The 24979-nt window shown below is 66.2% G+C and carries 24 protein-coding genes and 3 pseudogenes; 10 read left to right on the top strand and 17 right to left on the bottom strand.

Going from position 1 to position 24979, the window contains the following annotated elements; genetic code table 11:
• Together ACFE87_RS22335 and ACFE87_RS22330 are read left to right on the top strand one after the other, a co-directional pair.
• Window positions 1–667 (top strand): DNA-methyltransferase (locus tag ACFE87_RS22335; RefSeq protein ID WP_375461866.1); only part of this gene is annotated, 667 nt, incomplete at its 5' end.
• Window positions 664–1377, top strand: a complete 714-nt coding sequence (locus ACFE87_RS22330; RefSeq protein ID WP_375461865.1) for a DUF5681 domain-containing protein — start codon at window positions 664–666, stop codon at window positions 1375–1377. The genes ACFE87_RS22335 and ACFE87_RS22330, both read left to right, overlap by 4 nt.
• 63 nt (window positions 1378–1440) lie before the next feature.
• Here ACFE87_RS22330 and ACFE87_RS22325 read toward each other — a convergent pair whose 3' ends face one another.
• The 4 genes and pseudogenes from ACFE87_RS22325 to ACFE87_RS22310 form a co-directional block, all read right to left on the bottom strand.
• Window positions 1441–1575, bottom strand: a complete 135-nt coding sequence (locus ACFE87_RS22325; protein ID WP_375461864.1) for a hypothetical protein — start codon at window positions 1573–1575, stop codon at window positions 1441–1443.
• A gap of 162 nt (window positions 1576–1737) precedes the next feature.
• A pseudogene (locus tag ACFE87_RS22320) lies at window positions 1738–2422 on the bottom strand (IS5 family transposase).
• A 67-nt stretch (window positions 2423–2489) separates the two neighbouring features.
• Window positions 2490–3440 carry a hypothetical protein gene (locus ACFE87_RS22315; RefSeq protein WP_375461863.1) on the bottom strand — a complete coding sequence of 317 codons (951 nt, stop codon included), beginning with the start codon at window positions 3438–3440 and terminating at the stop codon, window positions 2490–2492.
• Between the two features lie 74 nt (window positions 3441–3514).
• Window positions 3515–3727: a hypothetical protein gene (locus ACFE87_RS22310; RefSeq protein WP_375461862.1), complete on the bottom strand. Its 213-nt coding sequence runs from the start codon at window positions 3725–3727 to the stop codon at window positions 3515–3517.
• Between the two features lie 526 nt (window positions 3728–4253).
• Between ACFE87_RS22310 and ACFE87_RS22305 the strand changes: the two genes are divergently transcribed.
• The 4 genes from ACFE87_RS22305 (at window position 4254) to ACFE87_RS22290 (ending at window position 7281) form a co-directional block, all read left to right on the top strand.
• Complete coding sequence (locus ACFE87_RS22305; RefSeq protein WP_375461861.1) at window positions 4254–5177, top strand: ferritin-like domain-containing protein; 924 nt, start codon at window positions 4254–4256, stop codon at window positions 5175–5177.
• A 409-nt stretch (window positions 5178–5586) separates the two neighbouring features.
• Complete coding sequence (locus ACFE87_RS22300; protein ID WP_375461860.1) at window positions 5587–6078, top strand: hypothetical protein; 492 nt, start codon at window positions 5587–5589, stop codon at window positions 6076–6078.
• A gap of 30 nt (window positions 6079–6108) precedes the next feature.
• Window positions 6109–6693, top strand: coding sequence for a hypothetical protein (locus ACFE87_RS22295; protein WP_375461859.1), 585 nt, complete (start codon window positions 6109–6111; stop codon window positions 6691–6693).
• An 84-nt stretch (window positions 6694–6777) separates the two neighbouring features.
• The gene (locus ACFE87_RS22290) at window positions 6778–7281 is read left to right on the top strand and encodes a tetratricopeptide repeat protein (protein WP_375461858.1); all 504 of its coding nucleotides are present in this window, start codon (window positions 6778–6780) and stop codon (window positions 7279–7281) included.
• Window positions 7282–7641: 360 nt separating this feature from the next.
• Here ACFE87_RS22290 and ACFE87_RS22285 read toward each other — a convergent pair whose 3' ends face one another.
• From ACFE87_RS22285 to ACFE87_RS22230, 12 genes are all read right to left on the bottom strand, one after another.
• Window positions 7642–9132: a TadE/TadG family type IV pilus assembly protein gene (locus tag ACFE87_RS22285; RefSeq protein ID WP_375461857.1), complete on the bottom strand. Its 1491-nt coding sequence runs from the start codon at window positions 9130–9132 to the stop codon at window positions 7642–7644.
• A complete protein-coding gene (locus tag ACFE87_RS22280; protein ID WP_375461856.1) occupies window positions 9129–9740 on the bottom strand; it encodes a TadE/TadG family type IV pilus assembly protein in 612 nt (203 codons plus the stop codon). The genes ACFE87_RS22285 and ACFE87_RS22280 overlap by 4 nt, the downstream gene beginning before the upstream one ends.
• Window positions 9730–10197 (bottom strand): TadE/TadG family type IV pilus assembly protein, encoded by a 468-nt coding sequence (locus tag ACFE87_RS22275; protein ID WP_375461855.1) that lies wholly within the window; start codon window positions 10195–10197, stop codon window positions 9730–9732. The genes ACFE87_RS22280 and ACFE87_RS22275 overlap by 11 nt, the downstream gene beginning before the upstream one ends.
• A 1-nt stretch (window position 10198) precedes the next feature.
• Entirely contained in the window at window positions 10199–11119 is a 921-nt protein-coding gene (locus tag ACFE87_RS22270; RefSeq protein WP_375461854.1) for a type II secretion system F family protein, read from the bottom strand.
• A gap of 3 nt (window positions 11120–11122) precedes the next feature.
• Window positions 11123–12061 carry a type II secretion system F family protein gene (locus ACFE87_RS22265; RefSeq protein WP_375461853.1) on the bottom strand — a complete coding sequence of 313 codons (939 nt, stop codon included), beginning with the start codon at window positions 12059–12061 and terminating at the stop codon, window positions 11123–11125.
• A gap of 9 nt (window positions 12062–12070) precedes the next feature.
• On the bottom strand, window positions 12071–13432 hold the full coding sequence (locus ACFE87_RS22260; protein ID WP_375461867.1) for a CpaF family protein: 1362 nt from the start codon (window positions 13430–13432) through the stop codon (window positions 12071–12073).
• A gap of 26 nt (window positions 13433–13458) precedes the next feature.
• Window positions 13459–14661 (bottom strand): CpaE family protein, encoded by a 1203-nt coding sequence (locus ACFE87_RS22255; protein WP_375461852.1) that lies wholly within the window; start codon window positions 14659–14661, stop codon window positions 13459–13461.
• A 55-nt stretch (window positions 14662–14716) separates the two neighbouring features.
• Window positions 14717–15697 (bottom strand): Flp pilus assembly protein CpaB, encoded by a 981-nt coding sequence (gene cpaB, locus ACFE87_RS22250; RefSeq protein WP_375461851.1) that lies wholly within the window; start codon window positions 15695–15697, stop codon window positions 14717–14719.
• Window positions 15694–15882, bottom strand: a complete 189-nt coding sequence (locus ACFE87_RS22245; RefSeq protein WP_375461850.1) for a Flp family type IVb pilin — start codon at window positions 15880–15882, stop codon at window positions 15694–15696. The genes cpaB and ACFE87_RS22245 overlap by 4 nt, the downstream gene beginning before the upstream one ends.
• Before the next feature lie 125 nt (window positions 15883–16007).
• On the bottom strand, window positions 16008–16433 hold the full coding sequence (locus tag ACFE87_RS22240; protein ID WP_375461849.1) for a prepilin peptidase: 426 nt from the start codon (window positions 16431–16433) through the stop codon (window positions 16008–16010).
• Between the two features lie 58 nt (window positions 16434–16491).
• On the bottom strand, window positions 16492–16758 hold the full coding sequence (locus ACFE87_RS22235) for a hypothetical protein (protein WP_375461848.1): 267 nt from the start codon (window positions 16756–16758) through the stop codon (window positions 16492–16494).
• A gap of 38 nt (window positions 16759–16796) precedes the next feature.
• Window positions 16797–18155, bottom strand: a complete 1359-nt coding sequence (locus tag ACFE87_RS22230) for a type II and III secretion system protein family protein (protein WP_375461847.1) — start codon at window positions 18153–18155, stop codon at window positions 16797–16799.
• Window positions 18156–18643: 488 nt separating this feature from the next.
• On the opposite strand from ACFE87_RS22230, the gene ACFE87_RS22225 reads away from it, so the two are divergent.
• From ACFE87_RS22225 to ACFE87_RS22210, 4 genes and pseudogenes are all read left to right on the top strand, one after another.
• The gene (locus ACFE87_RS22225; RefSeq protein WP_375461846.1) at window positions 18644–21865 is read left to right on the top strand and encodes a glycosyltransferase; all 3222 of its coding nucleotides are present in this window, start codon (window positions 18644–18646) and stop codon (window positions 21863–21865) included.
• Between the two features lie 182 nt (window positions 21866–22047).
• Window positions 22048–22791, top strand: coding sequence for a hypothetical protein (locus tag ACFE87_RS22220; RefSeq protein ID WP_375461845.1), 744 nt, complete (start codon window positions 22048–22050; stop codon window positions 22789–22791).
• Between the two features lie 233 nt (window positions 22792–23024).
• A pseudogene (cpsB, locus tag ACFE87_RS22215) lies at window positions 23025–23183 on the top strand (mannose-1-phosphate guanylyltransferase/mannose-6-phosphate isomerase); the annotation flags it as partial.
• A 728-nt stretch (window positions 23184–23911) separates the two neighbouring features.
• A pseudogene (locus ACFE87_RS22210) lies at window positions 23912–24034 on the top strand (IS481 family transposase); the annotation flags it as partial.
• Window positions 24035–24236: 202 nt separating this feature from the next.
• Here the strand turns inward: ACFE87_RS22210 and ACFE87_RS22205 are convergent.
• On the bottom strand, window positions 24237–24979 hold a 743-nt coding region (locus ACFE87_RS22205; protein ID WP_375461844.1), incomplete at its 5' end, for a glycosyltransferase.

The raw sequence follows: 24979 nt of genomic DNA, 5'->3' as shown, positions 1-24979 counted from the left end.
CTCAGGCGCGATCAAGCATCGCGAGTTCGCCATGGCGTCGGGCGAGATGAGCCGGAGCGAGTTCACGGCCTTCCTGCTAACCGCGTTCGAGCGGCTGGTGGAGGCGAGCCTCGACGGCTCTATCCACTACGTCTGCATGGACTGGCGGCACATGGCCGAGATGCTGGCGGCCGGAGAAGGCGTGTTCTCCGAGCTCAAGAACCTGATCGTCTGGGCCAAGGACAACGGCGGCATGGGGACCTTTTACCGGTCGCGGCACGAGCTCGTCTTCGCCTTCAAGAACGGGACGGGGCCTCACACCAACACCTTCGAGCTCGGCCAGCACGGGCGTCACCGCACGAATGTGTGGAGCTACAGGGGCGTCAACACCTTCCGGCCTGGCCGCATGGACGAGCTGGCCCTGCACCCGACCGTGAAGCCCGTGCAGATGATCGCCGACGCCATCAAGGACGTCTCCGGGCGCGGCGAGATCGTGCTGGACCTGTTCGGCGGCTCCGGCTCGACCCTGATCGCTGCGCACAAGACCGGCCGGCGCGCATTCCTGTGCGAGTTGGACCCCGTCTATTGCGACTGCATCCTGCGTCGGTGGGAGCATTATGCCGGCGACGACGCCGTGCTGATCGCTTGCGGGCTGGACGACCGTCCTGCCCTGAAGGCCGCGGCATGAGCACGGACGACGATCACCCCCGATCGCTATCCGGGCGGCCTCGTACCGGCTACGAAGTGGGCTATGCCAAGCCGCCGGTCGCGACCAGGTTCACCCCCGGACGATCCGGCAACCCGAAGGGACGGCCGCGCGGGTCGAAGAAGCGGCCCCTGCCCGAGCCAGGCCTGAACGAGGAGCGGCTGAAGGCCATCATCCTCGAGGAGGCCTACCGAACCGTGCAGGTGAACGACGCCTCGGGTCCCCTCTCCATCTCGATGGCCCAGGCGGTCGTGCGTTCGCTCGCCGTCAACGCCGCCAAGGGACTCCAGCGCTCGCAGCGGCTGTTCACCGAGCTCCTCGCCACGACTGAACGCGACCGCAAGCGTCTGAGCGACGAGTGGCTCGACGTCGCCATGACCTACAAGATCGAGTGGGACCGCGAACTCGAGCGTCGCAAGGCCCTCGGGATCACCGGGCCCGAGCCGCTGCCCCACCCCGACCACGTCGTCATCGACATGCGGGCAGGCACTGCCGCGATCCGTGGCCCCTCCACCAAGGAGGAGAAAGCCAAGTGGGACGAACTTGCCGCCCGCAAGGCTGAGTTCGAGGGGGAGCTTCAGGAGTTCGAAGAGATGCTCAGGAAGCCACGCTGTCGGAACCGAGACGTCATCCGGCTCGAGATCGAGCGGACCAGGAAGGTGCTCAGTATTTTTGGACGCGCTGGGCTTTAAATCACTAGATGAAAGGCGGCTCGGGCTGACCCTGCCGCTTAAACCGGCCGTTGGCAGTCCTTCTCAGCATGGGGAAAAGCCGTCGCGCGTCTGTGACCTGACTTCCTCGATCGGGCTGCCATAGAGCGCCACCGGCCGGGCCCGTTTGAGCACGGTTCGGCTCTCGCCTTCGCCGATCAGGCCTCCGCCGCGGATCATGGCGACGTCGTCGGCGTAGCGAAACGCGAGGTTCGGGTCGTGGGTGGTGAATAGGGCGGCGAGGCCCGAGGAGGCGAGCGCCCGCCCCTCGGCGAGAACGCGGCCCTGGTTGCCGAGTCGCCCTGACCAAGGATTCCTTTCAACGCCAAGGCGGGCGCGGACTCATAACCAGTAGCTGACGGTCGCGGCGATGCAGACTGCAGCGAGGTAGGTGACTGAGAGGCGGTCGTATCTTGTGGCACCCGCCGCCAGTCCTTGAGCCGGCAGAACATGCGCTCGATGGCGTTTCGCTGGCGGTAGAGCACGGGAGAGAACGGCGGCTTCCAGCGACGATTGATCTTGGGAGGGATGTTGGGTGCTGCACCTGTTGCCTCGAGCAAAGAGGCTCCGGCGGTGCAGTCGGCGACGTTGCCGCCGGTCAGCAGGAAGGCGATCGGGCGGCAGAGCCGGTCGGTCAGGGCGTGGATCTTGGTCGTGCGGCCTCCACGCGAGCGGCCAATCGCCTGAGTGTTCTCCCCCCTTTTGCGCCTGAGGCCGAGCGGTGCGCTTTCACGGCCAAACTGTCGATCAGCACCTGGGCCGGCGGTCCGCCTGCCGTCGCGAGGTCATGGAAGAGCCGAACCCAAACTCCCTTGATCGTCCAGCGAATGAAGCGGTTGTAGAGCGTCTTTCTCGGCCCGTAATCCTCCGGCGCGTCGACCCAGCGTCCGCCTGACTTGAGGACGTGGATAATGCCGCTGATCACCCGGCGGTCATCGACCCGAGGCTTGCCCCGCGTTGTCGTCGGCAGATGCGGAGCGATCTTCGGGAACTGCTCGTCAGACAGCCAGAAATGATCCCGATTCATGAGCCCCTCCCGTGAGCCCGTGAATCACAAAATCACACCACAGCAAACCAGTTAATGGGTCCGGACCCTAAGTCTGTCGGCCCCCCTTCCTCTCGAACTGTGAGCGCTCATACTCGGACAGATCGAACTCCGTCATCGGCAGCTCGATCATGAACCGTTCGGCAATCTCCGTGAGCACGATGTCAGGCCGGACCCGTGCGACGTAGCCATAGTCGATCGTGTTAGCCCAGACGAAGTGCACTTCCCGAAACGTTTCCGCCAGGAAGCCGATCAGGCGACCCACGTTCTCCGTGTAGACATGGCTCGTGTACGAGTCCCCGAACACCATGAGGGTCCGTGGGTCAGCGTCAGTGGCACCCGTACGGTAGACTGTGAGCGATGCGGTCCCGCTGGCGTGAACGGCACCCGCGGCCTCAAAATGCCGAACGAGCCGGTTCGCGTGAACCATGTCGCTCAAGCGGGGATAGCGCCAGCTCTCGCCCATCTCCGCACGCGGCGGATCGAGCTTCATCCCGAGGTCGCCAGTCACAACGTCCACATGGCGCGTCTCATGCGCGGCGAGTGCGGTGTAGGGGCTGGCTCCGGCCTTCCGACAGATCGCCTCGTAAGCAAGGTGGCATCCCGCAAAGGACCAGTGGCTGTCCGTGCGGAGGTAGAGCTGGATGTCCTCACGCCGGCTACGGAACAGCGACTGGAGGTCGATGTGAGCGTCTCGTGCGGAGGAGGTTTCCAATGCCTGAGCAATCTGCGTGGCCGGCGAGGCCGCCACATCGATCCGAAGGCCGTCGAGACGGTCGTCATAGACAGCGATCTTCTCGGGCACGACGAGATTGAGGTAGCGCGCGCCAAGTTCCCCGCAGCGCCGGTGACGGTCTTCGTGCAGGCCCTTCCAATCCGCCAGCAACTCCGGCGACAGACCACCCGAGCTGTACTGCCTCAGGACGTCGTTGCGTCCGCCGACAAGAAACAGCCATCCGTCCCGGCCAATGTGCACGGTCTCAAGATCGCCCTTGTCCATCGGATCCTCGGCCCTCAAACTCCGCAGGCTGTCTTCACACCGGATGCTGCTGCTAGCCAATTCCCTGCCGGAATTCAAACTGACGCACTACCCGGCACTTGGAATCCGGCCGAGCGCCTGTCGAACTCGGCCTCGTCCTCGCTCGCGCCAGCCTTGCGCGCGACCTCTATAAACCGGCGGCGCTGTTGCTCGGGCGTCAGCTTCTCCGCGCCGAGCTTGCCGGCCTTCGCCTTGCGGGCGGCTTCCCTTGTAGCGCTCGGATTGTGCATGGTCGGAAGCTTCGGCATGGAATGTGGCTCTTTGTGCACAGGCATCCGGTAATTCAAATTAGCGAATCGAGCCACGTTGATCCTGGGCCTAACTCACGCGCCCTATTTCGCTTTCGGCACGCGCCGCTTGTCACCTTCCGCGAGATTGTCAGGCGGCTTACCGGACGTTGTGATTCGGCGGCACCGCTGATCCAGGCCAGCGTTGGTGCTGTCCGTACTTTATCTGATCGTCCCCTGGCGGACGCACCTCTGATACCCCCTTGCGGTCGAGGATGGTGCTTGGTGGCGAAGTCGAGGCGAGAGGTCACGCCCCGAGTATCCTAAACTTTTGAAGTTGCGTCGAAATCCAATGGCGTCTCGACGTCTGGCGCCCGCGCTAGGATGAAGCGCCATCGGCTCCATCCAAAAAAGTTTCAATTCTCGTCGTTTTTTTTAAACAAAGTTTAGCCCGCGAGAAGGGCGGAAACAATTTTTTTGGCTTGTCACGCGAACCAATTTGACTAGATTGCGCTCAGCTATCACCATAGCTTGCAGGAGGACGATCTTGACTTATAGCTCCTTTCGGCTGAACAACGACATACCAACCCCGTCCACGGATGAGCCTCGCGCTATCGACCTGCAGGCGGGCCGACGTGCATTCATTCGAAGCGTCGGGCTCGGTGTGGCCGGCGCAGCCCTTTTTGCGGGCGCGGGATCGACGACCGCCCAGGCACAGGCTGCCGTCAATGACGTGAACATCTTTAACTTCGCCCTGAACACGGAGTATCTCGAGGCCGAGTTCTACACCCGAGCGGCTTTCGGCCAGGGATTGCTCGACGCCGACGTGACGGGTACCGGTACGTTGGGCCCCGTCGCTGGCGGCCGTCAGGTCCCCTTCGCTGACCCTACCGTGCGGAAGCTGGCGGTCGAACTCGCCAATGATGAACTCGCGCATGTCCGCACTCTGCGCAACGCTCTCGGCAGCAACAGGGTCGCACGCCCGGCGATCGATCTTGGGCTGAGCTTCACGCTCGCGGCTCGTGCAGCTGGCCTGGCCGGTCCAAACGAAGTGTTCGACGCCTTCGCCAACGATCAGAACTTTCTGCTGGCGTCATTCCTCTTCGAGGACGTCGGGGTGACCGCCTATGGCGGTGCCGCGCCGCTGATCACCGACAAGGCAAACCTCGCTGGCGCCGCAGGTATCCTGGCTGTCGAAGCGTACCACGCCGGTGCCATCCGTGCGCTGCTTTATCAAAGGGGACTGATGGAGCAGGCCGGCCGAATTTCGGCAGCGCGCGACTCTCTCGACGGAACGACGACCCTCGACCAAGGCATCGGCGATAGCCCGACGATCAACATCACGCCGACCGATGTGGACGGTGTAGCCTATCGTCGGACGTTCACGCAGGTTCTGAACGTCCTTTATCTGAACCCGAACACTCAGCCGTCGGGCTTTTTCCCGAACGGCCTGAACGGCGCGCTTCGGTAATCGCAGTCGTATCACAGGCGGGGCGGCCGTTTTCCGGCATGCCCCGCCTTCGGTGAGATGCCAAGCCTAGCAACCACAGCTTGTCTCAAGACCGTAGCGGGCCTGCGCGGGCCGCCGCGTCCGATTGTCACTTTCAATTGGCTTCGAACGTGTTGCCATTGTTCGAGAACAATGTGTGGCGGTGCGGCAAGCCGACGATGAAGTCCTCGTCGCTGTATGACTCGGCGCGGAAACGGCGCGTGGGGCGTGCACCGAAGAAGAGCGCATCGCCACACCGGGCCAGCGCGGGCGGGGTTGCTGGAGGAGGGCGCACCGCGGACGGACGGGGCCTAGCTTAACGGGGCCTTATCCAAGTCCCCCGTATCTTCTCGCGATGCAGCGGTCCTTGACGTGTCAGACTTTCGGATCCTTGACCGTCGTCGGCCTGTTCGCCCTGTCCGAGGCCGGGTGCAGGCTTCTGGCGACATATCCCGGGTCCGCGTTCGCGTGGTATCTGAACATCCACGTATTCCGCGTGTTCGAGCAGGCCCGCATCGCGGCGTCGCCGCTCAAAACCCTGTTCCATCCTAATGCCCTGGCGATCTCGATTGTTATTCTGGGGGCCATCGTCGTCGCAAGGTGGGCGGAGCAACGCTTCGTGGTGGCTGCGTTTGCCAATGTCAGCTTCGTAGGCGCGGTCGCGCTGGCCTACACGGCATGGATGGGAACGCGAACCTCCCGTTCCGTATCGCTGCCAGGGTTCGCGCTGGACGAGGGTCTCGATACGATCATGGTGATAGTCATGCTGGCGGCGTCGTCGGTCGCCGCCCTGGTCTCGCATCTGTCGTTCCTGGGCGCGATCCGGGACACGCTGGGCGGACACTCCCCTGAACCGGACGGGGCTCTCCCGTCGGCTCGCTGACAAATGGCGGGGCGGTGGGGGCTCCCGTCGATGCTCCTCCCGGTCGTCGTCGTCCTGGCCGCCCCGCCGGTCGCTGGCCACGACGTGACTTTTCGGGCCGGTGGCCGGGGTTGGGTATACGAAACCTTCGGGGGCGACGTGGCCGTGTTGCGGGCGCCCGTCGGCCCGGCTGGTACGGTCGGCTCAGCCGGCGCGGGCGGCGATGAGGTCGCCTGGCTGTTGTCCTGCTCGGGGCAGGATCGACGCGTGCGCCTGTCCTTTCCCCGCCCGATCGCCGGGGCCGGCGAAACGACGGGTTCTCTGCTGCTCCGGCCGGCCGGCGTGCCCAACCGACCGCCCAGGGCGCTCGTCTCCCGCTTCGGGATGGCCGACCCCTCGACTCTTGTAATCGGCCGGACAGAATCGTTTCCGCTCGACGCGGTGTTCGCAATCGGCAACATGCTCGAACGCCGCCCTTCCAGCCTCGAGATCGTAGTAGGCTTCGGGCGCGATCCGGTCTCTCTCAACCGCCTGCAGCCCTATCGCGTAGCGCTGTCGTTCGAACCCCATGACAACGCCGTAATTGGTCATTTTCTCACCGCCTGCGGTCGTGCCAGTCTCGGGCGCGCCGAATAGGGCCGGAGCTTTCGAGTGGATGCGACGCAGACCGATCAGATGAGGGCAGCGAGGCCGGCCCCTCGGGCAAGGCTCGCGTCGGCCGTGCGACCGCTGTCCTGCGGCCCGCGCCGCGCCGCGACCGTCGGGGCCATCCTGCTCCTGGCAGGCTGCCAATCTCCCCTCAGCCCGGACGCGACGTTCCCAGTGGCCATCGAGACGGCGGTTGTGGCATCGAACGAGTTGCACCGGCTCGGGACGCAGGACCTCGAAGCGGGTAACAGCGGCCTCGCGGAGCGGCATTTCCGGGAGGCCGTCGAGCAGAACGGCGATGATGCCGCGTCCTGGATCGGGTTAGCTGCGGCCTACGACAATCTCGGGAGGTTCGACCTCGCGGACAGAGCCTACGCTCAGGCGATAAGGCTGAACGGCGAGACGCTGACGATCCTGAACAATGTCGGATATTCCTATCTCCTGCGCGGAGATCGGGCCCGTGCTCTCTCCCGGTTCCAGCACGCGCTCGGCTTGTACCCGGGCAACCCGATCCTGCTGAACAATCTTAAGATGGTGCGGACCGGCGAGCGGCCCAATCGTGGCAGGTTGCCCTGATTCGCGTCCCGGCCACCGTGGAATATTGTCTCGAGGTTGTCTGGATCCGGGACAAAGCGCCATGCCCCGCCCATTGATCACCAACAGCACGTCATTTCGATGCGGCTGCGAGCATTCTGGCGGTCGAGGCGTACCGCGCTTGGGGCCAGTCTTACCGTGCTCTACGGCATAGGTTTGATGGAACAGGCCGGTGAACGGCATCCTGCGCTAGACTAGCCGACACGGGCCCGGGCGTCACATTACCCGGGTTTCCGACGCCGCCTTCGCTCCCGGCGAATCCCGGTGCCGGCGTTTGAATGTTCGGAGAAGACAAGACCGGCCCATCGAAACACCTCGCGCGGCATGCGTTGCCCCTTCGGTTCACTCGGCTCCTACCAGTTGGACGATGTGTCTGAGTTTGCCGTCATCGGCGGTAGGCTCCACCATGCGGATGAATTCGACCAGCATGGCGCCCGCCTCGGCCGGCTCGGTCAGGAAGACCTTCGCGACCCGCCGGGACAACCGGGCGGCCGTGGCCGTGGCGGGGAAGGCCCCGCAATCCGATACGGAGAGATACAGAATGCGCCGCCGCGCCTGCACGGCCGGCCGGCTGCCCAGGTAGCAGATCGGGAAAGCGTTCTCTCGACGGAGGGCGAGCGAGCCAGCCGACGGGCCGCCCGTCGGCATGGTAGCGCGCGCCGGGCCGAGGCCGCGGGTATCGACGGGGCTGGTTTCCGTCTCCCGCGTCAGCCCGAGTTCCCGCAGGTAGAGGTCATAGCGCGTCGGCGACGAGCGCAGACGATCCTGGACGACGAGCCCCTTGTCGGCATGATTCCAAGCTAGGTACTCGTCAAGCGCCGTTGCGAACGCAACGCCCGTGCCGCCGATCGCCGGACTCGTCCTCCAGTCCCCGGCGCCCTGGTTCCAAAGGCCCGAGAGCTTGAAGCCGCGATAAGCCTGGTCTCGCGGGAGGCTGTAGGGCGGCCATATATCCCCGCCCTGCGGTGCGGACTGGCACGTATCCAGATGCCTCCCCTGGATAACGTTCGGGGCCGGCGGATAGAGGGCGATGTCGGCCGGGATCGGTCCGGTCTGGCCCGCATAGCGGTCGAACCGGACGTTCACGGCCTCGTCGAACTCAGGGGCGGCGACGTTCGTCCGGAGGCGGACCGCGTCGGCGTAGCAGAAGGCCGGCTCGTCGCTCGCGAGGTCTCGCATCGCGTCGCGCGCCCCCGCCGCATCGGGACGGTCGAGCAGCGCGACCGATCCGTCGACGAGGTTGCCGTCCATGCGCAGGAGGTATTGGCGTCCTGGCCGCGCGATCGCCACGAAGGCACCCGGATCCGCTTGGCAGAGGACGAGCGGTGTGACGTCGCAAGCGTAATGCTGCGACTCAGCGATCGCCCGCCGACGGATCGGCGTTGCGCGCACACCCACGATCTGCAGCAGGCTGGCAGTCAGCGACGTCTCCGCGGTCGTGACCTCGACGAAGGCTGCATCCGCGCTCGCATCGTCGGACAGGGTGTAGGTCGCGCTGCCGCGCAATGGGTCGAGGCCGGCCGCGAACCGGAAGCTCAGGCTGACCCCAGGTCGGTCCGGCGCCGGACCGTTTGTGAGCGCCAACGCGGCCGCGCGGGCCCGCGGAATGGCTCCGGTGGAGCGGTCGAGACGGCTCGCGGCCGCGAGCGCCGCCGCATCCGCCTTCTGGGCGAGCTCGGTGTCGAGGGTGAGGAAACGCACACCATCGAGCGCCAGTGCCACGAGGCCGATCAGGGCCGGTACGGCGACCGCCAGGAAGACCAGGACGAACCCGGATTCGTCCCGCCGGAACCCGCGCCCGAAGCCGCGGAGGCGTCCCGCCGACCGCCTCACCGGGTCGCCAGGCTCTCGCCCGGCTGCCGGGCGGAGGCGCGGATCGGCAGCGTGTCGCCCAGCAGCTGCCCGAGCAGCAGCGGGCGGTAGGCGACCCTCACGAGCGTCACGCCGACATCGACCGGCACCGGGACCGGCCGCTGCACGTAGCCGAGCCCGTTCGTCGTGTAGGACACACGGATGTTCTCGAGTTTCAGGTTCGGCATCACGGCCCGCATGGCGGCCAGGACGGGTGCGAGGCGCGCGGCCGAGAACCTGAATCGGCAGGGGCTGCCCGTGCAGCGGCAGCCGTCCGCTACGTCGCACACAACCGAGAATACAGGACAGGCGCTGACCCCGCCGGGCTCCGGGAAGCATCGTCGGCCGGGCGAGAGGCCGTCCCAGTAGGTGGCGCTCTCGGCCGGGTCGAGCCCGGGCCCGACCGCCACCGCGTCGGACAGGACAGCCCTCCGCACACCGAGCTGGACCGCCTTGGCGGACAGGCCGGACGTCCACCCGTAAAGGCTGATCTCTATCAACCCGAACAGCAGGAGCAGCATGACCGGGAGCAGCAGCGCGGCCTCGATGAGCGCCGCACCGCCCTCGTGGCGGGCGAGTTCAGTCCGCAATGCGCGGCTCCTGATGGCTCGCCACGAGCGTGAGGCCCGGCCCGAAGCCGACGGTTCGCAGGAGTTCGAACCGGAACGGGACGTCGGCCCGCATCGTGACGATTCCCGCCCCGGGATCGAAGGTCGGCGTGATCCGGATGGCGGCGGGCGCGAGGCCGGTCGCACCGACGATCTGGTCGCGCGTTTCCGAGACGGCCCGGGCGGCACCCAGCGAGCACTCGGCGCGGCATGTCGGGTCCGGGACCCTGGCCAGATAGCGCGCACCGCCCCGCACAGCGTTCGCCATCGCGTGCCGGACCAGGAGGGCGCGACCGAGTTCGAACGAGCCTGCCACGAGAGCGAGCAGGATGGGCAGTACGAGGGCGAATTCGAGGATTGCCGCGCCCTCCTCCTGCCGGCAACAACGCGCGAGCCAGGGTCGGCACGTCAGGCCGGGTGTCTCGGGGGCTCCGCTCATGTCAGCGCTCCACAACGCTCAGGACCTTGAGCACGGCCGGCGCCAGGATGGCGATAAGGACGACCGGGAAGATAAACAATCCGAGCGGAAGGGTCAGTTTCGGCGGTAGCGCGGCAGCCGTTTCCTCGGCGCGGGACATGCGCTTGTCCCGCATCTCGTCCGAGAACGTCGTTAGCGCCTGGGCGACGTCCGTTCCGAGCTCGATCGTCTGACGCAGGAGAGCCGCGAAGGAGCGCGCCTCGCGCAGCCCCAGGCGATCGGCCAGCGCCCGCAACGCGTCCGGCGTGCTTTTGCCGGCCCTCATCTCGCCGGTCATGAGATCGAGATTGGCCCGAAAGGCTTGGTCGGACTCGCCCAGCTCCCGCGCGGCGCGATCTAGGGCCGCCTCCAGGCTCAGCCCGGCATTGATGCACACCACAAGCATGTCGAGGAAGTCCGGGAAGGTCTGCCGGTACTCCATCTCAAGGCGGCGGCGGCGCCGACTGAGATAAGCGCGCGGCAGCACATACGCGGTCGCCGCCAGCGCGAGCGCGAGCGCGATCCGCTCGGTCACGCCCCAGGTTCCGCCTAACGCCGGGATGACGACGCCCCCGGCCACCGGCAAAGCAACCAGGAGCGCCAGCCTGGCGGCCGCATAGCCGGTCACCGCCGAGAGGCCGAAGAACCCGGCCTGGACGAGTTCGGGACGGATCACGCGCTGGGCGTCCAGTCCCAGGCCGAGGCGGGCCGGGTCGAGGGCCCTCGCGCTCGGGGCGGAGTCGAGCGGCGGCACGTCGCCGCCGTCTTGCGCGACCAGGGTCTTGTGGCGGCGGCGGACCCGCTCCCTACGGTCCAGTGCGCCCATCCCCCACAGGACGAGCAGCATCGCGCTGGCAAAGACCATGATGCTGGCCATGGACAGCACGACGACGCTGCCGCCCATCGGTCAGACCTTGAAGTTTACGAGGCGGTAGATAATCAGATTGCCGACTACGAGCATCGCGAGACAGACCGACATGACCGGAACCGAGGACGGGCTCGCCCAGAAGTCGGTGTAGTAGGACGCGCTCACCACGTTGATCAGCCCGAACAGCGCGACAGGCATCACGCTGAGCGCATAGCCGCTGAAGCGGCCCTCGGCCGAGAGCGCACGGATGCGACGGGCGAGACGGAAGCGGTCCCGCAGCAACCGGGACAGGCGATACAGGATCTCTCCGAGATTGCCGCCGGTCTGGTGGGCGATCGCAATGGCGGCTACGAAAAACCGGAGTTCGGGGTAGCCGACGCGCTGATGCAATGTATCCATTGCGTCCGTGAGACTCCGGCCGTAATTGACCTCGTCGACCACGAGCGCGAATTCTGGCCCGGCCGGCTCAGGCATCTCCCGCGCGACCAGCATGAGCGACATCGCGAGGGGATGCCCTGCCCGCAGGCTCCTCACAATGACGTCGATGACCTCGGGCAGCTGCTCGCCGAACCGCGCCATCCGACGGGCCCGCTGGATGCGCAGCCAGAGCCAGGCCAGCAACGCCGCGCCGAGGATCGCGGCGACGAGCCGCAGGCTCCTGTCGGCCACCGGAAGAAGCATGTACAGCGCGATCACGAGACTCAGCGCGATTAGCGCCCAGGCCGGACCGGACAGCGTCAGGCCCGATTGCACGACCAGCTTGGCGAGGCTCCTGGCGGGTGCAGACCCGCCGAAACGGCCCGTGCGACGGCGCAGCGTGTCCGACGGCTCCGGGGCGGCAGCGACCTCTAGCGAGTCGACGCGGCGGCGCTTCTGCCGATTGCTGGCGGCAGCGCGTCCGACCCCTTGCTGCACCCCGTACGCCGCCACCGAGACGAGCAGGAAAACCAGGAGGTAGAGCACCCAGGGCTCGCTCATGGCCGGCTCTCAGAGCGCGACGCGCGGATCGAAGGCCTGAGCAGGCAAATCAATTCCCCGCGCCTTCAGTTCGGTCATGAAGCGGGGACGGATGCCGGTCGCGCGGTACTGGCCCACAACCTGGTCGCCCTCGTCTACGGCTTCGCGCATGAACCGGTAGATCTCCTGCATCTGGATGACGTCGCCCTCCATCCCGGTCACTTCCGCGATGCTCGTCACGCGGCGGCGTCCATCCGTCATCCGCTGCAGCTGCAGGACGAGTTGGATCCCCGAGGCGATCTGGCTACGGATCGAGGCCGCCGACATCGAGGCTGCGGACATGCCGATCATCTGCTCGATGCGGCTCAGCGCATCGCGGGGCGTGTTCGCGTGTACGGTCGTCATCGATCCTTCGTGCCCGGTATTCATGGCTTGGAGCATGTCGAAGGCTTCCTCGCCCCGACACTCGCCCAGGATGATGCGGTCGGGACGCATCCGAAGCGCGTTCTTCAGGAGTTCGCGCTGGCGGATCTCGCCCCGGCCTTCGACGCTCGGCGGACGCGTCTCTAGGCGCGCAACGTGCGGTTGCTGAAGTTGAAGTTCGGCCGCGTCTTCGATCGTGATCAGGCGCTCCCGGGGCCAGATGTAGGACGACAGAGCGTTCAGCATCGTGGTCTTGCCGGAGCCCGTCCCGCCGGACACGACCAGTGAAACCCGACCCCGGACGGCCGCCTTCAGCAGGTCGGCCATCATCGGTCGCAGCGTGCCGAGTTCGACGAGGCGATCCATGGAGATCGGCTGCTTAGAGAACTTTCGGATCGACACGAGCGGGCCGTCGACCGCCACTGGACGGATCGCGACGTTCACCCGGGACCCGTCCGGGAGCCGCGCATCCACCATCGGCGAGGATTCGTCGACCCGTCGGCCAACCGACGCGACCATCTTGTTGACGATACGCAGGAGGTGCACCTCGTCCTTGAACCGGACCGGGCTGAGCTCAAGCTGTCCGTTACGCTCGACATAGACGGACATGTGGGCGTTCACCAGGATGTCCGTGATAGTCGGATCCTTGAGCAGCGGCTCGATCGGCCCTAGACCCACCATCTCGTCGAGGACCTCGGCCGAGAAAGTTTCAAGCTCCCGCTGATTGAGCGCGAGCCGCTCGCGCACGGCATGTTCGGCCACGAACCGGCCGACTTGCCGGGCCAGGTCGTCGGCTGAGATCCTGTCGATGAGGGAGAGGTTGAACTCGTCGATAATCCGGCCGTGCAGCTTGACTTTGGCATCGATCAGCGCCGCATTCGCGACCGCCTCGGGAGGGACGACGGGCGGCTCGACGCGATCGGCGGTTCTCTTCTCGTCCTGGCGCGCGGGTGCGGCCGGCAAAGGCATCCGCCACCGGTCGGACAGGCCCGGCTTCACGAGGCCGCTCCCACGCCGGCGGGAACAGACCGCGCGACCGGGAGGACCGTGGCCACTTGGTCGACCCAATCTGCCACTTGCCGCAGGTCGCGGCTGATCCGCGCGTTGGGTGCGATTTCGAGGATCGACTGACCGACGTCGAGCGCCTCGGCCGCGGAGACGTCGTCGCGGCGAACGTAGAACACCCGCCGGGCTCCAAGCGCGCGCTCGATCACGGCCCGGCGGGCGACGCGCCCGAACACGTCCGTCTCGGTGCGGACCACGGCAGCCGCGACCTTACCGGCCGGGACCGACACGCTCTCAAGATGGGCGAGGCTCCCGGCGAGCTTCCGCAAGGCCGGCACGCTATCGCCGCCCGTGACCACCACGACGTCGGAGCCCCGAAGCAAGGCGTCCGTCCAGGGGAGCCAATAGGCCGGCAGGTCGAACACGAGCGCGTCGTAGCGGGTCGAAATCGCGTCAATGACCGTGAAGATTGTCTCCGGCTTGACCGTGTCGATGCCGATCCGACGCATCGGGATCGCGAAGACGTCCAGCCCTTTCGAGTGCTTGCTGGTGAAGACGTCCACCAGCTGTTGGTCCAGGCGATCGGGCCGCTCCACGATCTCGGACAGATCAAAGCGGGGCTCGACGTCGAGCGCGTCAGCGACCGTGCCGCCCTGAACATTGAGGTCCAAGAGGGCAATGCGTGCGTTGCGCCGCTTGCGACTCATCGACAGGTGGATCGCGGTCTCGATCGCAAGGGTCGTGTTGCCGACCCCGCCCTTGCTGGGCAGGAAGCCGATGATCTTGGCCGAGCCGGTGCGATCCTCGGCGGCGTCCAGCCGCGCCACGAGGCTCCTCAATTCGTCCCGATAGTCGCTCCAGGGCATCCAGTCGGCGGACCCCGTCCGGACGAGGCGCTTGTAATCGTTCGGGGAGATCGTCTCGGCCAGGCAGACCACGAAGACTTGGCCGGCCTGCTCCTGCAGAAACGCGATCGCGGCCGCGGCTTCGACGGGACCGGGTCCGGTCACGGCGACCAGGACGAGCGCGTGGGCGGCCGCCACAAAGCGGTCGTCGGCCCTGAGTTCGGCCAAGCTCGACACCGTCACGGGCGACGGGCCAAATTCCTGCACAACAACCTCCAACGCCCTCGCGCTCTCATCGCGAGCCTCGCCGACGATGAAGCATTGCACGCCGTCTGATCCCTTACCCATGCCGCCCTCGACGCCACCGGGCGGGGAGGCTGTCGCAATGCCGCAGCACCCGCGGTCAGCGCTCCGACGCGACGTTGTAGCTTTCCGTCTTGGATCCGTTGCGAGTCACTGTCACCACCGACCCCGAGAAAGCCGGTCGGCCCTGAGGCGGTGTAGCCATAGGTGAGCTCTGGGCGGGCGCGCGCAGCATTTCGCCCCGCATCTGGGCTTCGAACTCCGATAGTTTCCGGTCCGCGACCTTCCCGGCGGCCTCGGCCGAGGTCGCGATGGCACCCAGCTTGGCCTCGATGTCGGCGAGCCTGTCGCGCGAGGTCCCCTGCGACAGCCCTAGATCGTCCGCAGTGACGCGGACCGCGTCGTCCTCGACCGCGCCGTTCGCCTGCCGTAAGGCGAGCGACAGGCGCCCGATCCCTTGGGCCAGAATCACCTTTTGAGCCTGCTGCCCGGTCAGTTCGAGCGTAACGGCCCGGGCGATGGCGGGCTTGTCCTGACGCTCGTCCGACAATTGGTCGACCGCCAGAACCTTTGCGCTCTGGAGCAGGACGTCCGCGTAGGCGGCGACCTCCTGTCCGGCCCCTTCGCCCCGCGTGAGGATCACGTCGACTCGGTCGCCGGGAAGAACGAAGCCCGCCACGCCGCGGACCTCGTCGACCCGGATTGTCACAGCCCGCATGCCCTGGTCGATTTGCGTCGAGAGCGTCGCTCGCTGGTTGGCGGCCGTAATTCGGTTGGCGAGCACTGGCTCGTTGCGCTGCAGCGACACAAGAGCTAGGCGGCGCCCGTCCTTCAAAACGTCGCGGATCGTCGCGAAAGATCCCTCTAGCGGGTCCGCGGTTCGCCAAGGCACCTCCCGCAGATTGTCCGCCGTCAAAGGAGCGCCGAACGCGACGGGTTGGCGTGTCATTACGATTGTCACGCTCCGGCCTGCGGCGTCCGACGACGCCGCGATATTCAGAAGAACGCCCCGCACCAAAAACACCGCGATCAAGCCGGCGACCAACGCGACGATCAGGGACGTTCTGGTCGCGAATCTCACGGGTCGCAGGCCGCCGCCGGGGTCGCAATCTTACAGGTGATCTTGGTGAACTGAGCGTTGATGCCCGTCCCGGTGGCGGACACCCCGACGATCGCCACGAGCGCAATCAGGGCGACCAGCAGCGCGTATTCGACCATAGCCGCGCCACCTTCGTCCCGGCGGAACCGGCGCAAAATGACTTTCATTCTCGATCCCCTGCCTAGCAAATGAGCGATCGGACCGGCGCGCGACCGTCGCGAGTTAAGTTTCTCTTTACCACACCCGGACCGCAATACACCCTCACGTCTCCCTTCCGAAGCCCCGGGCGTCATCACGGTCTCGTTGTCAGGACGAGGATCGCGATCCAGGCCATCGCAATGCTGGCCCCGAATGGGATAACCATCCGGCCCGCGCGCAGCCGACTGGGTAGCCAGCCGAGCCAGGCCCCCAAACCGTAGCCGAGGGTGCTTGCGAACAGAACGCCTGCGAAAGGCAGCGACTCCTCTGGCCCGAACCAGAGCAAGGCCGCTACGAGGAGCTTCGCATCGCCGCCCCCCATCACGCCCAGCCCGAAAGCGGCCGCGAGCAGCAGCAGCCCGGCCGCTGCGAACAGACCATGAGGGAGAAGCCGCCCGATATGGCCGTCCAACACGCAGTCCAATCCGAACGCTGCGCACAGGGCCAGCACGGCGACGTTCCGGATCCGGAAGCGGCGCATGTCCTCTATCACGACCCAGATCAGAATCAGCGTGACCACGCCCGCGATCAGCAGGGGACCGGCCCGGATCCGTCCAGGGGGTACGCCCGCATGCCGGCTACCGGGTCGGCGAAGAAGCCGACACGACAGCCCCCGCGGGCGCCGACGACGAGGCGCCGCCGCTCGACGGGTTGCGGTAGCGTTCCACCGCGTGCCGCAGCCTTTCCCCGTCCATTTCGGTATCGTCACGCTGAGCGACGCGGGGCCATGGATCGATCACGTGCTTGGCGATGTTCGCTTGGACGGCGTCGCCCGACCCAGCCGAAAGCGTATCGCGACGCGCCAGGTATTCGGTGCACGACGCGCAGGCGAGAGCAACCGGCATGAGGACGATCCATCTCAGGATCATGGCTCCGGTCCGCGTCACTTTACGATGCTACCGCGGCTGGCGGTGGGGGCGCCGTGGCGCGCATCCGGCAGGATGTGGCCATAGGGCGTGGCAGCCGTTCCCCGGGAGGTCACGAAGGCGCGCGGGTCGCGCGTCACTTCCATGCGGCCGTCGACAAACAGGTCGACGTCGTTCGCGGGCAAGGTGGTGTCGAGGGGCGACGCGAGGGCTTGCCCGGGCTTCGTTGGCCGCACGAGCGCAGGCGTGACGATGACCACGAGCTCCGTCTCGCGTTCCTGGAACGCGGTGCTGCGGAATAGGGCGCCTAGGACCGGGATCGATCCGAGCCAAGGCAATTGGTCGATCGAGCGGGTCGATTGGCTCTGCAACAGGCCGGCGATCGCGAAGCTCTGGCCGTCCCGCAGCTCGACGTTCGTCTTGGCCCGCCGCTTGGTCAGTCCCGGAACCGACACCCCCCCGCCGACCGCGACCGCGAGGGTCGGATCGATGTCGCTCACCTCCGGTTCCAGCTGCAAGTGGATCCGGCCGTTGCGCAATACGGTCGGCAGGAACGATAGTTTGACGCCGAATTCCTTGTAGGACACCGTGATCTGCGGCGAGCCGTTGAAGGTCTGATTGGCGATCGGGATCGGGATCTCGCCACCGGCCAGGAACTCGGCCCGGTCACCCGACAGCGCGATGAGGTTCGGCTCGGCCAGCCGTCGGAGAAGGCCCTTCGTCTCCAGCGCGTTGATGAAAAGATCGAGCTGCCCGGAGCTTCCGGTAAACGACTGAACGACGGACGCGAACGGCACGCCGCCCGTGGTGGCGGCGCTGATCGCGGTGCCGATCGCACCAGAAAGGAGGCCGCCTTGTTGGCCCCCGCTTAACACCGGCGTCGTGACGCCGAACGCCCCGGTCGTCGCCAGCGTGTTGCGGCCGCCGAACTCGAACCGCGCCCCGAGCTCCCGGCCCGCATTGCGGTTCACCTCGACGAACCGAACCTTGAGCATGACCTGCTGGGGCGAGCGCACCTGCGTCAGGTTGACGGTGCCGGGCGGCGCGACCTGCATGGCGCGGTCGACGGTCGGTGCATCGCGCGCAATGCCGGTCAGGAGGACCCGCTCGCCCTGGTTCTCCACCTTGAGACCGCCCTCGCCCGTACTCTGGCGCACCTGCGCGCCGATGGCCTGGACGTCGGGCCGGACCTCGATGTCGATGAGCCCGACGAGGCGCTTGTCGGCGTCTATCAGCGACACGTTCGTGGTGCCGATCCGCTTCCCCAAGAGATAGACGGTCTTGTCGCTGATCGGGACGATGTCGGCGATCTCGGAGGAACCGACGAGCAGGTCCACGAAGGGCGTGGCGACCCTGATCGTCTGGGACTTGTTCACCGTCAACTTAACGCGGCTGAGGACCGTATTCCCGCCTGTGCGCGGCAACACGCGAGCCTGCGCCTTGGCTGCCGCGGGCAGCACCGCAACCAACAACACAAGCGCGGCAGAGATCGCTTGGCGATATGTCCGGTTATGCCCCCTCGTCCGAACACCACGCATTCGCCGCTCCCTACCTCTTAAGAAAACGTTAAAGAGGATGCCTCCGCTAGGGAAGGCGCCCCGGTTGGCCGGCGTGTCGAAGTTCGGATGTGAGGCTATCCGGTCACGCCGCTCGCGCGCGCAGCTCTGCTCGAACCACCCTGTCTGTGTGGCGCGAATTGCTTGTGTGAAAGGTTGTTGCTAAGCGTCGCTGACTCGTCCTCCTCGGCACACGGTCGGGTTTCGCGAAGCCATAGTACTTGGTCACGATCTTCGATCGAGATATGATGTTTTTTTGGGGTCTCAGAAAGAAGAAGGGCTTCGCCGGCCCGGCAGTCGACCCAGACATGGCCCGTGCTGTAGCCGAGACTGGCCTGCTGGACGAAGAGTGGTATCTCTGGCGCTATCCGGATGTCCGCGGCTTCCCTGGTGGCGTCGTAGCGCATTTCGCGAAGCACGGCTTTAGCGAACTCAGGCAGCCGTCACCGCATGTAAACCCGGCCAAGTTCCTGCATAAGCACCCCCGCCTCGAACGCGAGGACCTGAGGCTGGCCTTCCTGGTTATGGCGCGGCTCGACCCGGCAGAGCGGGACAAAGATTGGCAGGCGGACGACGACGAATCGCTCGAATATCTTCTCGCTCGCACCGACCTCTTCGACGAAGCTTGGTATGTCAGGGTTAACCGCGACGTCGGCGTGTCGGGCATGAAGGCCATTCAGCACTTCGTCCGTCACGGCGCCGCCGAGCTGCGCGATCCAGGCCCGGCCTTCGACAGCAACTTCTACCAGCTTCTCTACCCGGATTACCTCGAACGAAGTCGGTCGCCGCTGGCGGATTACATCCGTTTCGGCCGCTCGCGCGGTTACCTGGCGCGCGGCCCGTCGGGGTATCAGCGCTGGATAGACGCGTTTGACCAGTTGAGCGACGAGGACGTTCGCCGGATCCGCCAAGATGGCGCGCACCTTACCACCTCTGTCGTCGCGGTCCACGTCCTGGATCTCGAGACGGCACCTGCGATCGATCGAATGCTGAACGCCTGGGACGGGCAGATCGGCGCCGATGTGACCGTCCGGTTCGTGCGCGGGGCCGGCATCCCCGCCGATGTGTGGGTGACCTGCGTGGCCCGCGTCGCCGGACAGGCGCGAGCGCGCTGCGTCGAGCCGTCCGAGGCTCTCGCGGATTGCGCGGCTGGGACGGTGGTGCTGCTCTGCGGCGGGGCCACGCTGGTGCGACCGCATTGTGCCTACGCCTTGGCCGGGACCCTCGCCCGCCGGTCGGCCGACGCCGCCTACGCGGACCACGATCATGTCGATGAGGCCGGAACTCGGACGCGGCCGGTTTTCAAGCCCGCCATGTCGCCCGAGTTCATGCGCCGGCTACCCTATGCGGGGCCGATGATCGCGGCGCTCATCGGCGACCCGATGCGCGAGCATATAGCGGCCGCCGTAGCCCAGGCAGCCTCCGGCGAACCGGACCGCGCCTTCGCGTCCTACCTCCTGACTCTCGACCCGGGCCGAGTCGCGCGCGTGCCGTTCCTGCTATTCGGCCGCCCGGAGACCCGGTCGGAACGGATCGAAGTCTTGTACGAACCGGCACCTGCGTCGCGGCTGCCCCCCGACATCGTGACAACGCAGGGCGCCGATCTACCCGGCGTGACGGTCATCATCCCGATCCGGGACCGCGTCGAACTTTTGCGGAATTGCGTCGTCAGCATCGTCGAGGCGACCGACTATCCGGCCGAGCGGATCGAGCTCCTGATCGTCGACAACGGCTCCACTGAGAGCGACACCGCCCGATACTTGGCCGACTTGCAGCGCCGCCCGGGCACAACCATCGTGCCGTCGCCCGGCCCTTTTAATTTCGCGGCGATCTGCAACGACGGCGCCGAGAAGGCCCGGGGCGAGATCCTCGTTTTCCTGAACAATGACACGACGGTAAACCGGCGGGACTGGTTGGCGAAGCTGGTCCACCATGCCAGGCGTCCCGAGGTCGGGCTTGTAGGCGCGCAACTCCTTTACCCGGATGGCATAGTGCAGCACGGCGGGGTGGTGCTGGGCGTCCAAGGCGTAGGCGCGCACAGGTTATCCAACGTCGTGGGTGACCACGCGGCCGAAATCGACGTGACCCGTGAGATGACGTGCGTGACCGGCGCCTGCCTGGCGGTGAAACGGTCCGTTTTCGCTGCACTGGGCGGCTTTGACACTGTCCTGAAGGTCGCGTTCAACGACGTGAAGCTATGTGCGGCGGCGTTCACGGCCGGCTACACGAACATTTACGTGGGCGAGCCTCTCCTGATCCACCACGAATCCAAGTCGCGCGGGTTCGACACTACCCGCGCGCAGCAACACCGCAATAGTCGGGAGGCCATCTACGTCCGAGAGCAGTTCGGGCCCCTGTTTCTCGACGACCGGTCTTACTCGCCGAACCTGTCGCTGCAGGCGGTCGGGGCGCTCGGGACACCTCCGCGCGTCGTCCGACCCTGGCGGCGCTCGCTGCCGGGACTAGCCCGTGTCCTGCTGCTGAGCCGCGTGCACGGACAGGGCAACGGGGTGGCGACGGTCCTAGACCAGCAGGCGGCCTTCCTGCTGGGACGGGGCTGGGACGTGACCGTGGGCGGCCCGGTCGGCAAAAACGATCTCGCGTATGATGGCTGCCGGCGCGCGAACCTCTGGACGGCCGAATCGGCCGCTGCCTACGCGGTTCAGGCGGGGATCGACTGCATCGTCGCCCACACTCCGCCATTCTTCTCGGTAACCCGCTACCTGGGAGCGTGGCCTCTCGTCTATTTCTTCGATCATGGCGAGCCGCCGCCCCGCTTCTTCCCCGACCGCAACGCGCGCGAGGACGTCGATTGGGAGAAGCGGTTCGCCGCTCCTCTGGCCCACAGGGTCTTCGCGATCTCCCAGGCCATTAACGCGCGACAATACCATCGGAACGTCGTCGTCGTCCGCAACGGGAACTCGCATCTGGCGACATGGTCCGACCCTTGGGAGGAGCGCCGAGTGGCCGTGCGTAAAGCGCTCGGCTACGAGGACAAGTTCCTGGTCCTGAACGTCTGTCGGTTCGGCGAGGGCGAACGCTTCTACAAGGGCATCAATCGATACGGGGAGGTCGCCTCCGACCTCCCGTTCCGGCACCCGGACTTGGCCGCCACCGTCGTGTTCCTGATCGCCGGGCGCGGTGACGACGATGACGTTGCCGAAATGCGGGACCTCGGCCTCGTCCCGTTCGCCAACGTGTCGGATGCCGAGATGCGCGACCTCTATGCGGCGAGCGACCTCTACGTGAACCTGTCAGAGTGGGAGGGCTACAACCTCGGCATCGGTCAGGCAATGGCGATGGGGCTGGACGTGGTCGCGTCGGATATCGACGCCCACCGCGAGTTTGGCGTCGACGTGTCGAACACCATTCCGGAGATCTGCGACCGGATCGCCACGCGCGTCAAGCGTTGGTCGCCGGGTTCCTCAGCCCGACGGCCCGTCGTAGAGCACTGGGAAGAGCCGCTCGCCCGCTTTGCCGACATCCTCGAACAGGATCACGATGCTCAAGTGGGAGACCGGTGGTTCTAACCGTCCGACGGATCACCGGCTCGCTGACGCGCGCCTGGCGATCCGCCAGGCTCGCTGTCCAGGCCCCCGGTTCCCAGGTCGAACGTCAGGCTTCGGCTTCGTCGACCCCCGTCTCGGAGTCGGCCAGACTAGTCTGGATAGAGCGTAGACCAATCTGTCTAGGCGACCTCTCCCTCGACGACATGCGGGCCCTGATTGTCGAACTGAACGGAATGGCGGAGAAACTCGGCTGCGTCGTGTTCCATGATGGGGGCGCCTATGAACATGTGACGGTCGTGTTCGCCGGCAACGTGGAGCGCTTCGCCATGCTGTCGGTCGCCCGCTATCTCGACGGTCCCGTGATCTACTTTCAAGATCTGGAGAGCCCTTGGTACCAGGGCTCCCGCGTGCTGCCAGATCTCGACGCTGTCTGCCGCGACATCCTGCTGCCGGAGATCGGGTCCGCCCGGGCCACGTTCTTCGGCCAATCCTCGGGGGCCTATGCGGCGCTCGTTGCGTCGAGCTACGTCAAGGGCGCCTCGGTGATCGCCTGCGCCCCGCAAACCTTCTCCGACTCCGCCGCCAAGGCGGGGTTCGCGTTCGTCGGCATCCGGGCGCTGTCGACGCCCGACGATCTGACCGACGTCCGAGACCTGCTCGCACGCAACCCCGACGACACCGCTTTCCGGGCGGTCATCATTGCTGCCGGAGAAGTCGGAAACCCGGCCGACAAGCATTTCTGGATGGATTACCTCCACGTCTTGAGGCTGCGTGACGCCCTGAACACGTTCATTTTCGTCATCAACGCCAACAATCACGCGATCGTTCACCACAACGCTGACCGGTTCGCACGCCTCCTGGAGACCTTCGTCCGGTCGAGTGGCGGGTCCGTCGCGGATCGTCGCTCAACCATATCGTCGTTGGTCCCGACTTTGGTGCCAGCGTGATGTTCACCCGGTCGCGCAATCGACGGGAATCGGTCGTCGTTCTTGACATGGCTCACACGGGCAGGCGGAGGCATCAGCGTGGGAGCGCTCTCCCTAATCGCATGTCTCAGTAGCTGTCGACCTGCCCGCACGCGAAGAGACCGTCAGCGCTTCCCGTCGTTGGCCATGAACGAGATCAGGCCGTCACCGACGCGATCAGGCCAGCGGGGACCGGCTCTCTCGCGCCTCATACTGTCTCCGAGAACCAGTCGATCTACATACCGCAGGGCGAGTCGCCCCGGTCAAGAATCCCGGCCAGATCCCGCTCGAGTTGATCGAGGTCCAGTCGGGCCCCTATCTCGGCGAGGACAACATGATCCGGGGTGGAAGATGCTTGTGGGCAGGTGGCTTAGGTGTCGTTGTTATGGAGGTTGTCCGTCCGGGCTGGTGAGAGAGGCTGTGGTTGCGGAGCCTGCAACTCCCTTCCCGGAGCTCCGGGTGGACGTTCACCAGAATGCGCGAACCACGCCCCATAGTCGAATGCTGATGGTCGATCTCCTGTCGGATGGTTGGACCGTGCTGGCGGTCGCGGCGGGGATGGGCGTCGACCCAAAGACCGTACGCAAGTGACGCGACCGCTTCGCCCGCGCAGGTGTGACGGGTCTGTCGGACCGATCGTCCCGGCCGAACCGCAGCCCGACCCGGTTGGGCAATGACGCGACTATCCTCATCGAGCGGCTGTGACGGGAGCGCCTATCCGGGCCCGCCATCGCCCGGCAGGCGCGGCGGCCGGTCTCCACGGTGGGCGTCTGACTGCGTCGGCTCGGGCTCAGCCATCTGTCGGCGCTCGATCCGAAACCGCCGGTGATCCGGTATGAGCGGGAGCGACCTGGCAAACTCATTCACATCGACACCAGAAGCTCGGCCGCATCGACGGGATCGGTCATCGCATCAGCGGCCAGCACAGCGGGATGGTGAAGGACCGCGGCATCGGATGAGACCACCTGCACGTCGCCTCGATGACGCGGTCCGGCCGCCCTACACCGAGCTCTTGCCCGACGACCGCAAGAAGAGCGCGACCGCCTTCCTGGCGCGCGCGCTCGCCTAGTTCGGGCGGCATGGCGAGACGGTCGAGCGCGTGATGAGCGACAACGGCTCGGCTTACCGCTCGCGAGAGTTCGCCGCCGCCCTCGGCAAGGCCGGCCTCAAGCACGTCCGCACCCGACCCTCAACGCCGCGCACTAACGGCAAGGCCGAACGCTTCATCCAGTCCAGCCTGCGCGAATGGGCCTATGCCACGCCCTTCCGCTCATCCGCCGAAGAAGCTCCGCCACGCTGTCCTGGATCGCCAGCTACAACCACCGACGCCCTGGCTCAGCCCTCGGCGGACAACCACCGATCATCGCCAGGGACAACCTCCTTGACAGTGACCCACTTAGGCTCTCTTCGCTCCTCGTATAGCCTCGTCACCAGATTGCCACAGCGTAGTCGCCGCGGTCGCGCGGCAGGTTCGGGTTGTAGTAGGGGTCGGTATCGATGGTCTCGCCCCAGCGCGCCCGGAAGGCGGTCTCGTCGGGCGCCGTCACGACCGAGCGGGCAAGCGTTGTGCCCTCGAAGTGATAGAGCTGCGCGAAGGGCGAATAGACCACGCGGTATCCGGCCCGACCGAGTCGCAGGCAGTAATCGGCGTCGTTGAAATCGACCGAGAAGCTCGCATCGAAACAGCCGAGCTCGCGCACGAGGCTCATCCGCGTCGCGAGTACGGCGCCGGTCACGCAGGAATAATTCCGGATCAGGTGCGTGTAGCCGTTATAGCCGATCGCGTCCGCCGGGAGATTGTGGAAGACATGGGTCGTGGCGCCCATGACGCCCAGCGCGACGCCCTGATGCTGGACGCGCCCATTCGGGTAGAGGAGGCGCGCGCCCGCGGCCCCGATCCCCGGCCGGCCGGTGAGGCCGACGAGTGCCTCGATCCAGTCGGGCGAGATCACCTCGACGTCGTCGTTGAGAAGGATGACATCCTCCGTCTCGACCATCGCGAAACCGGCATTCGCCTTGCGGGGGAAGTTGAAGGGCGGCTCGAAAGCATAACGTTCGATCCGGACGCCGAGGCCGCGCAAATGCGCCGAGACGTCGTCCTGCATGCGGCCGTTGTCGAGCACCAGGATGCGGTAGTTCTTGAAGGTCGAGCGCCCGACGATGCTGTCGA

The organism is uncultured Enterovirga sp. (assembly GCF_964242715.1).
Lineage (GTDB): Bacteria > Pseudomonadota > Alphaproteobacteria > Rhizobiales > Beijerinckiaceae > Enterovirga.
The sequence above is the reverse complement of the archived record's forward strand: the minus strand, read 5'-3'. Positions and strand labels throughout refer to the sequence as shown.

Coding starts and splice junctions, on each gene's coding strand:
- ACFE87_RS22255 (WP_375461852.1), bottom strand. CDS start 14,661: ATGGGTAAGGGATCAGACGGCGTGCAATGCTTCATCGTCGGCGAGGCT.
- ACFE87_RS22325 (WP_375461864.1), bottom strand. CDS start 1,575: ATGATCCGCGGCGGAGGCCTGATCGGCGAAGGCGAGAGCCGAACCGTG.
- ACFE87_RS22295 (WP_375461859.1), top strand. CDS start 6,109: ATGCTCCTCCCGGTCGTCGTCGTCCTGGCCGCCCCGCCGGTCGCTGGC.
- ACFE87_RS22220 (WP_375461845.1), top strand. CDS start 22,048: ATGCGGGCCCTGATTGTCGAACTGAACGGAATGGCGGAGAAACTCGGC.
- ACFE87_RS22265 (WP_375461853.1), bottom strand. CDS start 12,061: ATGAGCGAGCCCTGGGTGCTCTACCTCCTGGTTTTCCTGCTCGTCTCG.
- ACFE87_RS22245 (WP_375461850.1), bottom strand. CDS start 15,882: ATGAAAGTCATTTTGCGCCGGTTCCGCCGGGACGAAGGTGGCGCGGCT.
- ACFE87_RS22270 (WP_375461854.1), bottom strand. CDS start 11,119: ATGGGCGGCAGCGTCGTCGTGCTGTCCATGGCCAGCATCATGGTCTTT.
- ACFE87_RS22260 (WP_375461867.1), bottom strand. CDS start 13,432: ATGCCTTTGCCGGCCGCACCCGCGCGCCAGGACGAGAAGAGAACCGCC.
- ACFE87_RS22310 (WP_375461862.1), bottom strand. CDS start 3,727: ATGCCGAAGCTTCCGACCATGCACAATCCGAGCGCTACAAGGGAAGCC.
- ACFE87_RS22235 (WP_375461848.1), bottom strand. CDS start 16,758: ATGCCGGTTGCTCTCGCCTGCGCGTCGTGCACCGAATACCTGGCGCGT.
- ACFE87_RS22225 (WP_375461846.1), top strand. CDS start 18,644: ATGGCCCGTGCTGTAGCCGAGACTGGCCTGCTGGACGAAGAGTGGTAT.
- ACFE87_RS22275 (WP_375461855.1), bottom strand. CDS start 10,197: ATGAGCGGAGCCCCCGAGACACCCGGCCTGACGTGCCGACCCTGGCTC.
- ACFE87_RS22315 (WP_375461863.1), bottom strand. CDS start 3,440: ATGGACAAGGGCGATCTTGAGACCGTGCACATTGGCCGGGACGGATGG.
- ACFE87_RS22330 (WP_375461865.1), top strand. CDS start 664: ATGAGCACGGACGACGATCACCCCCGATCGCTATCCGGGCGGCCTCGT.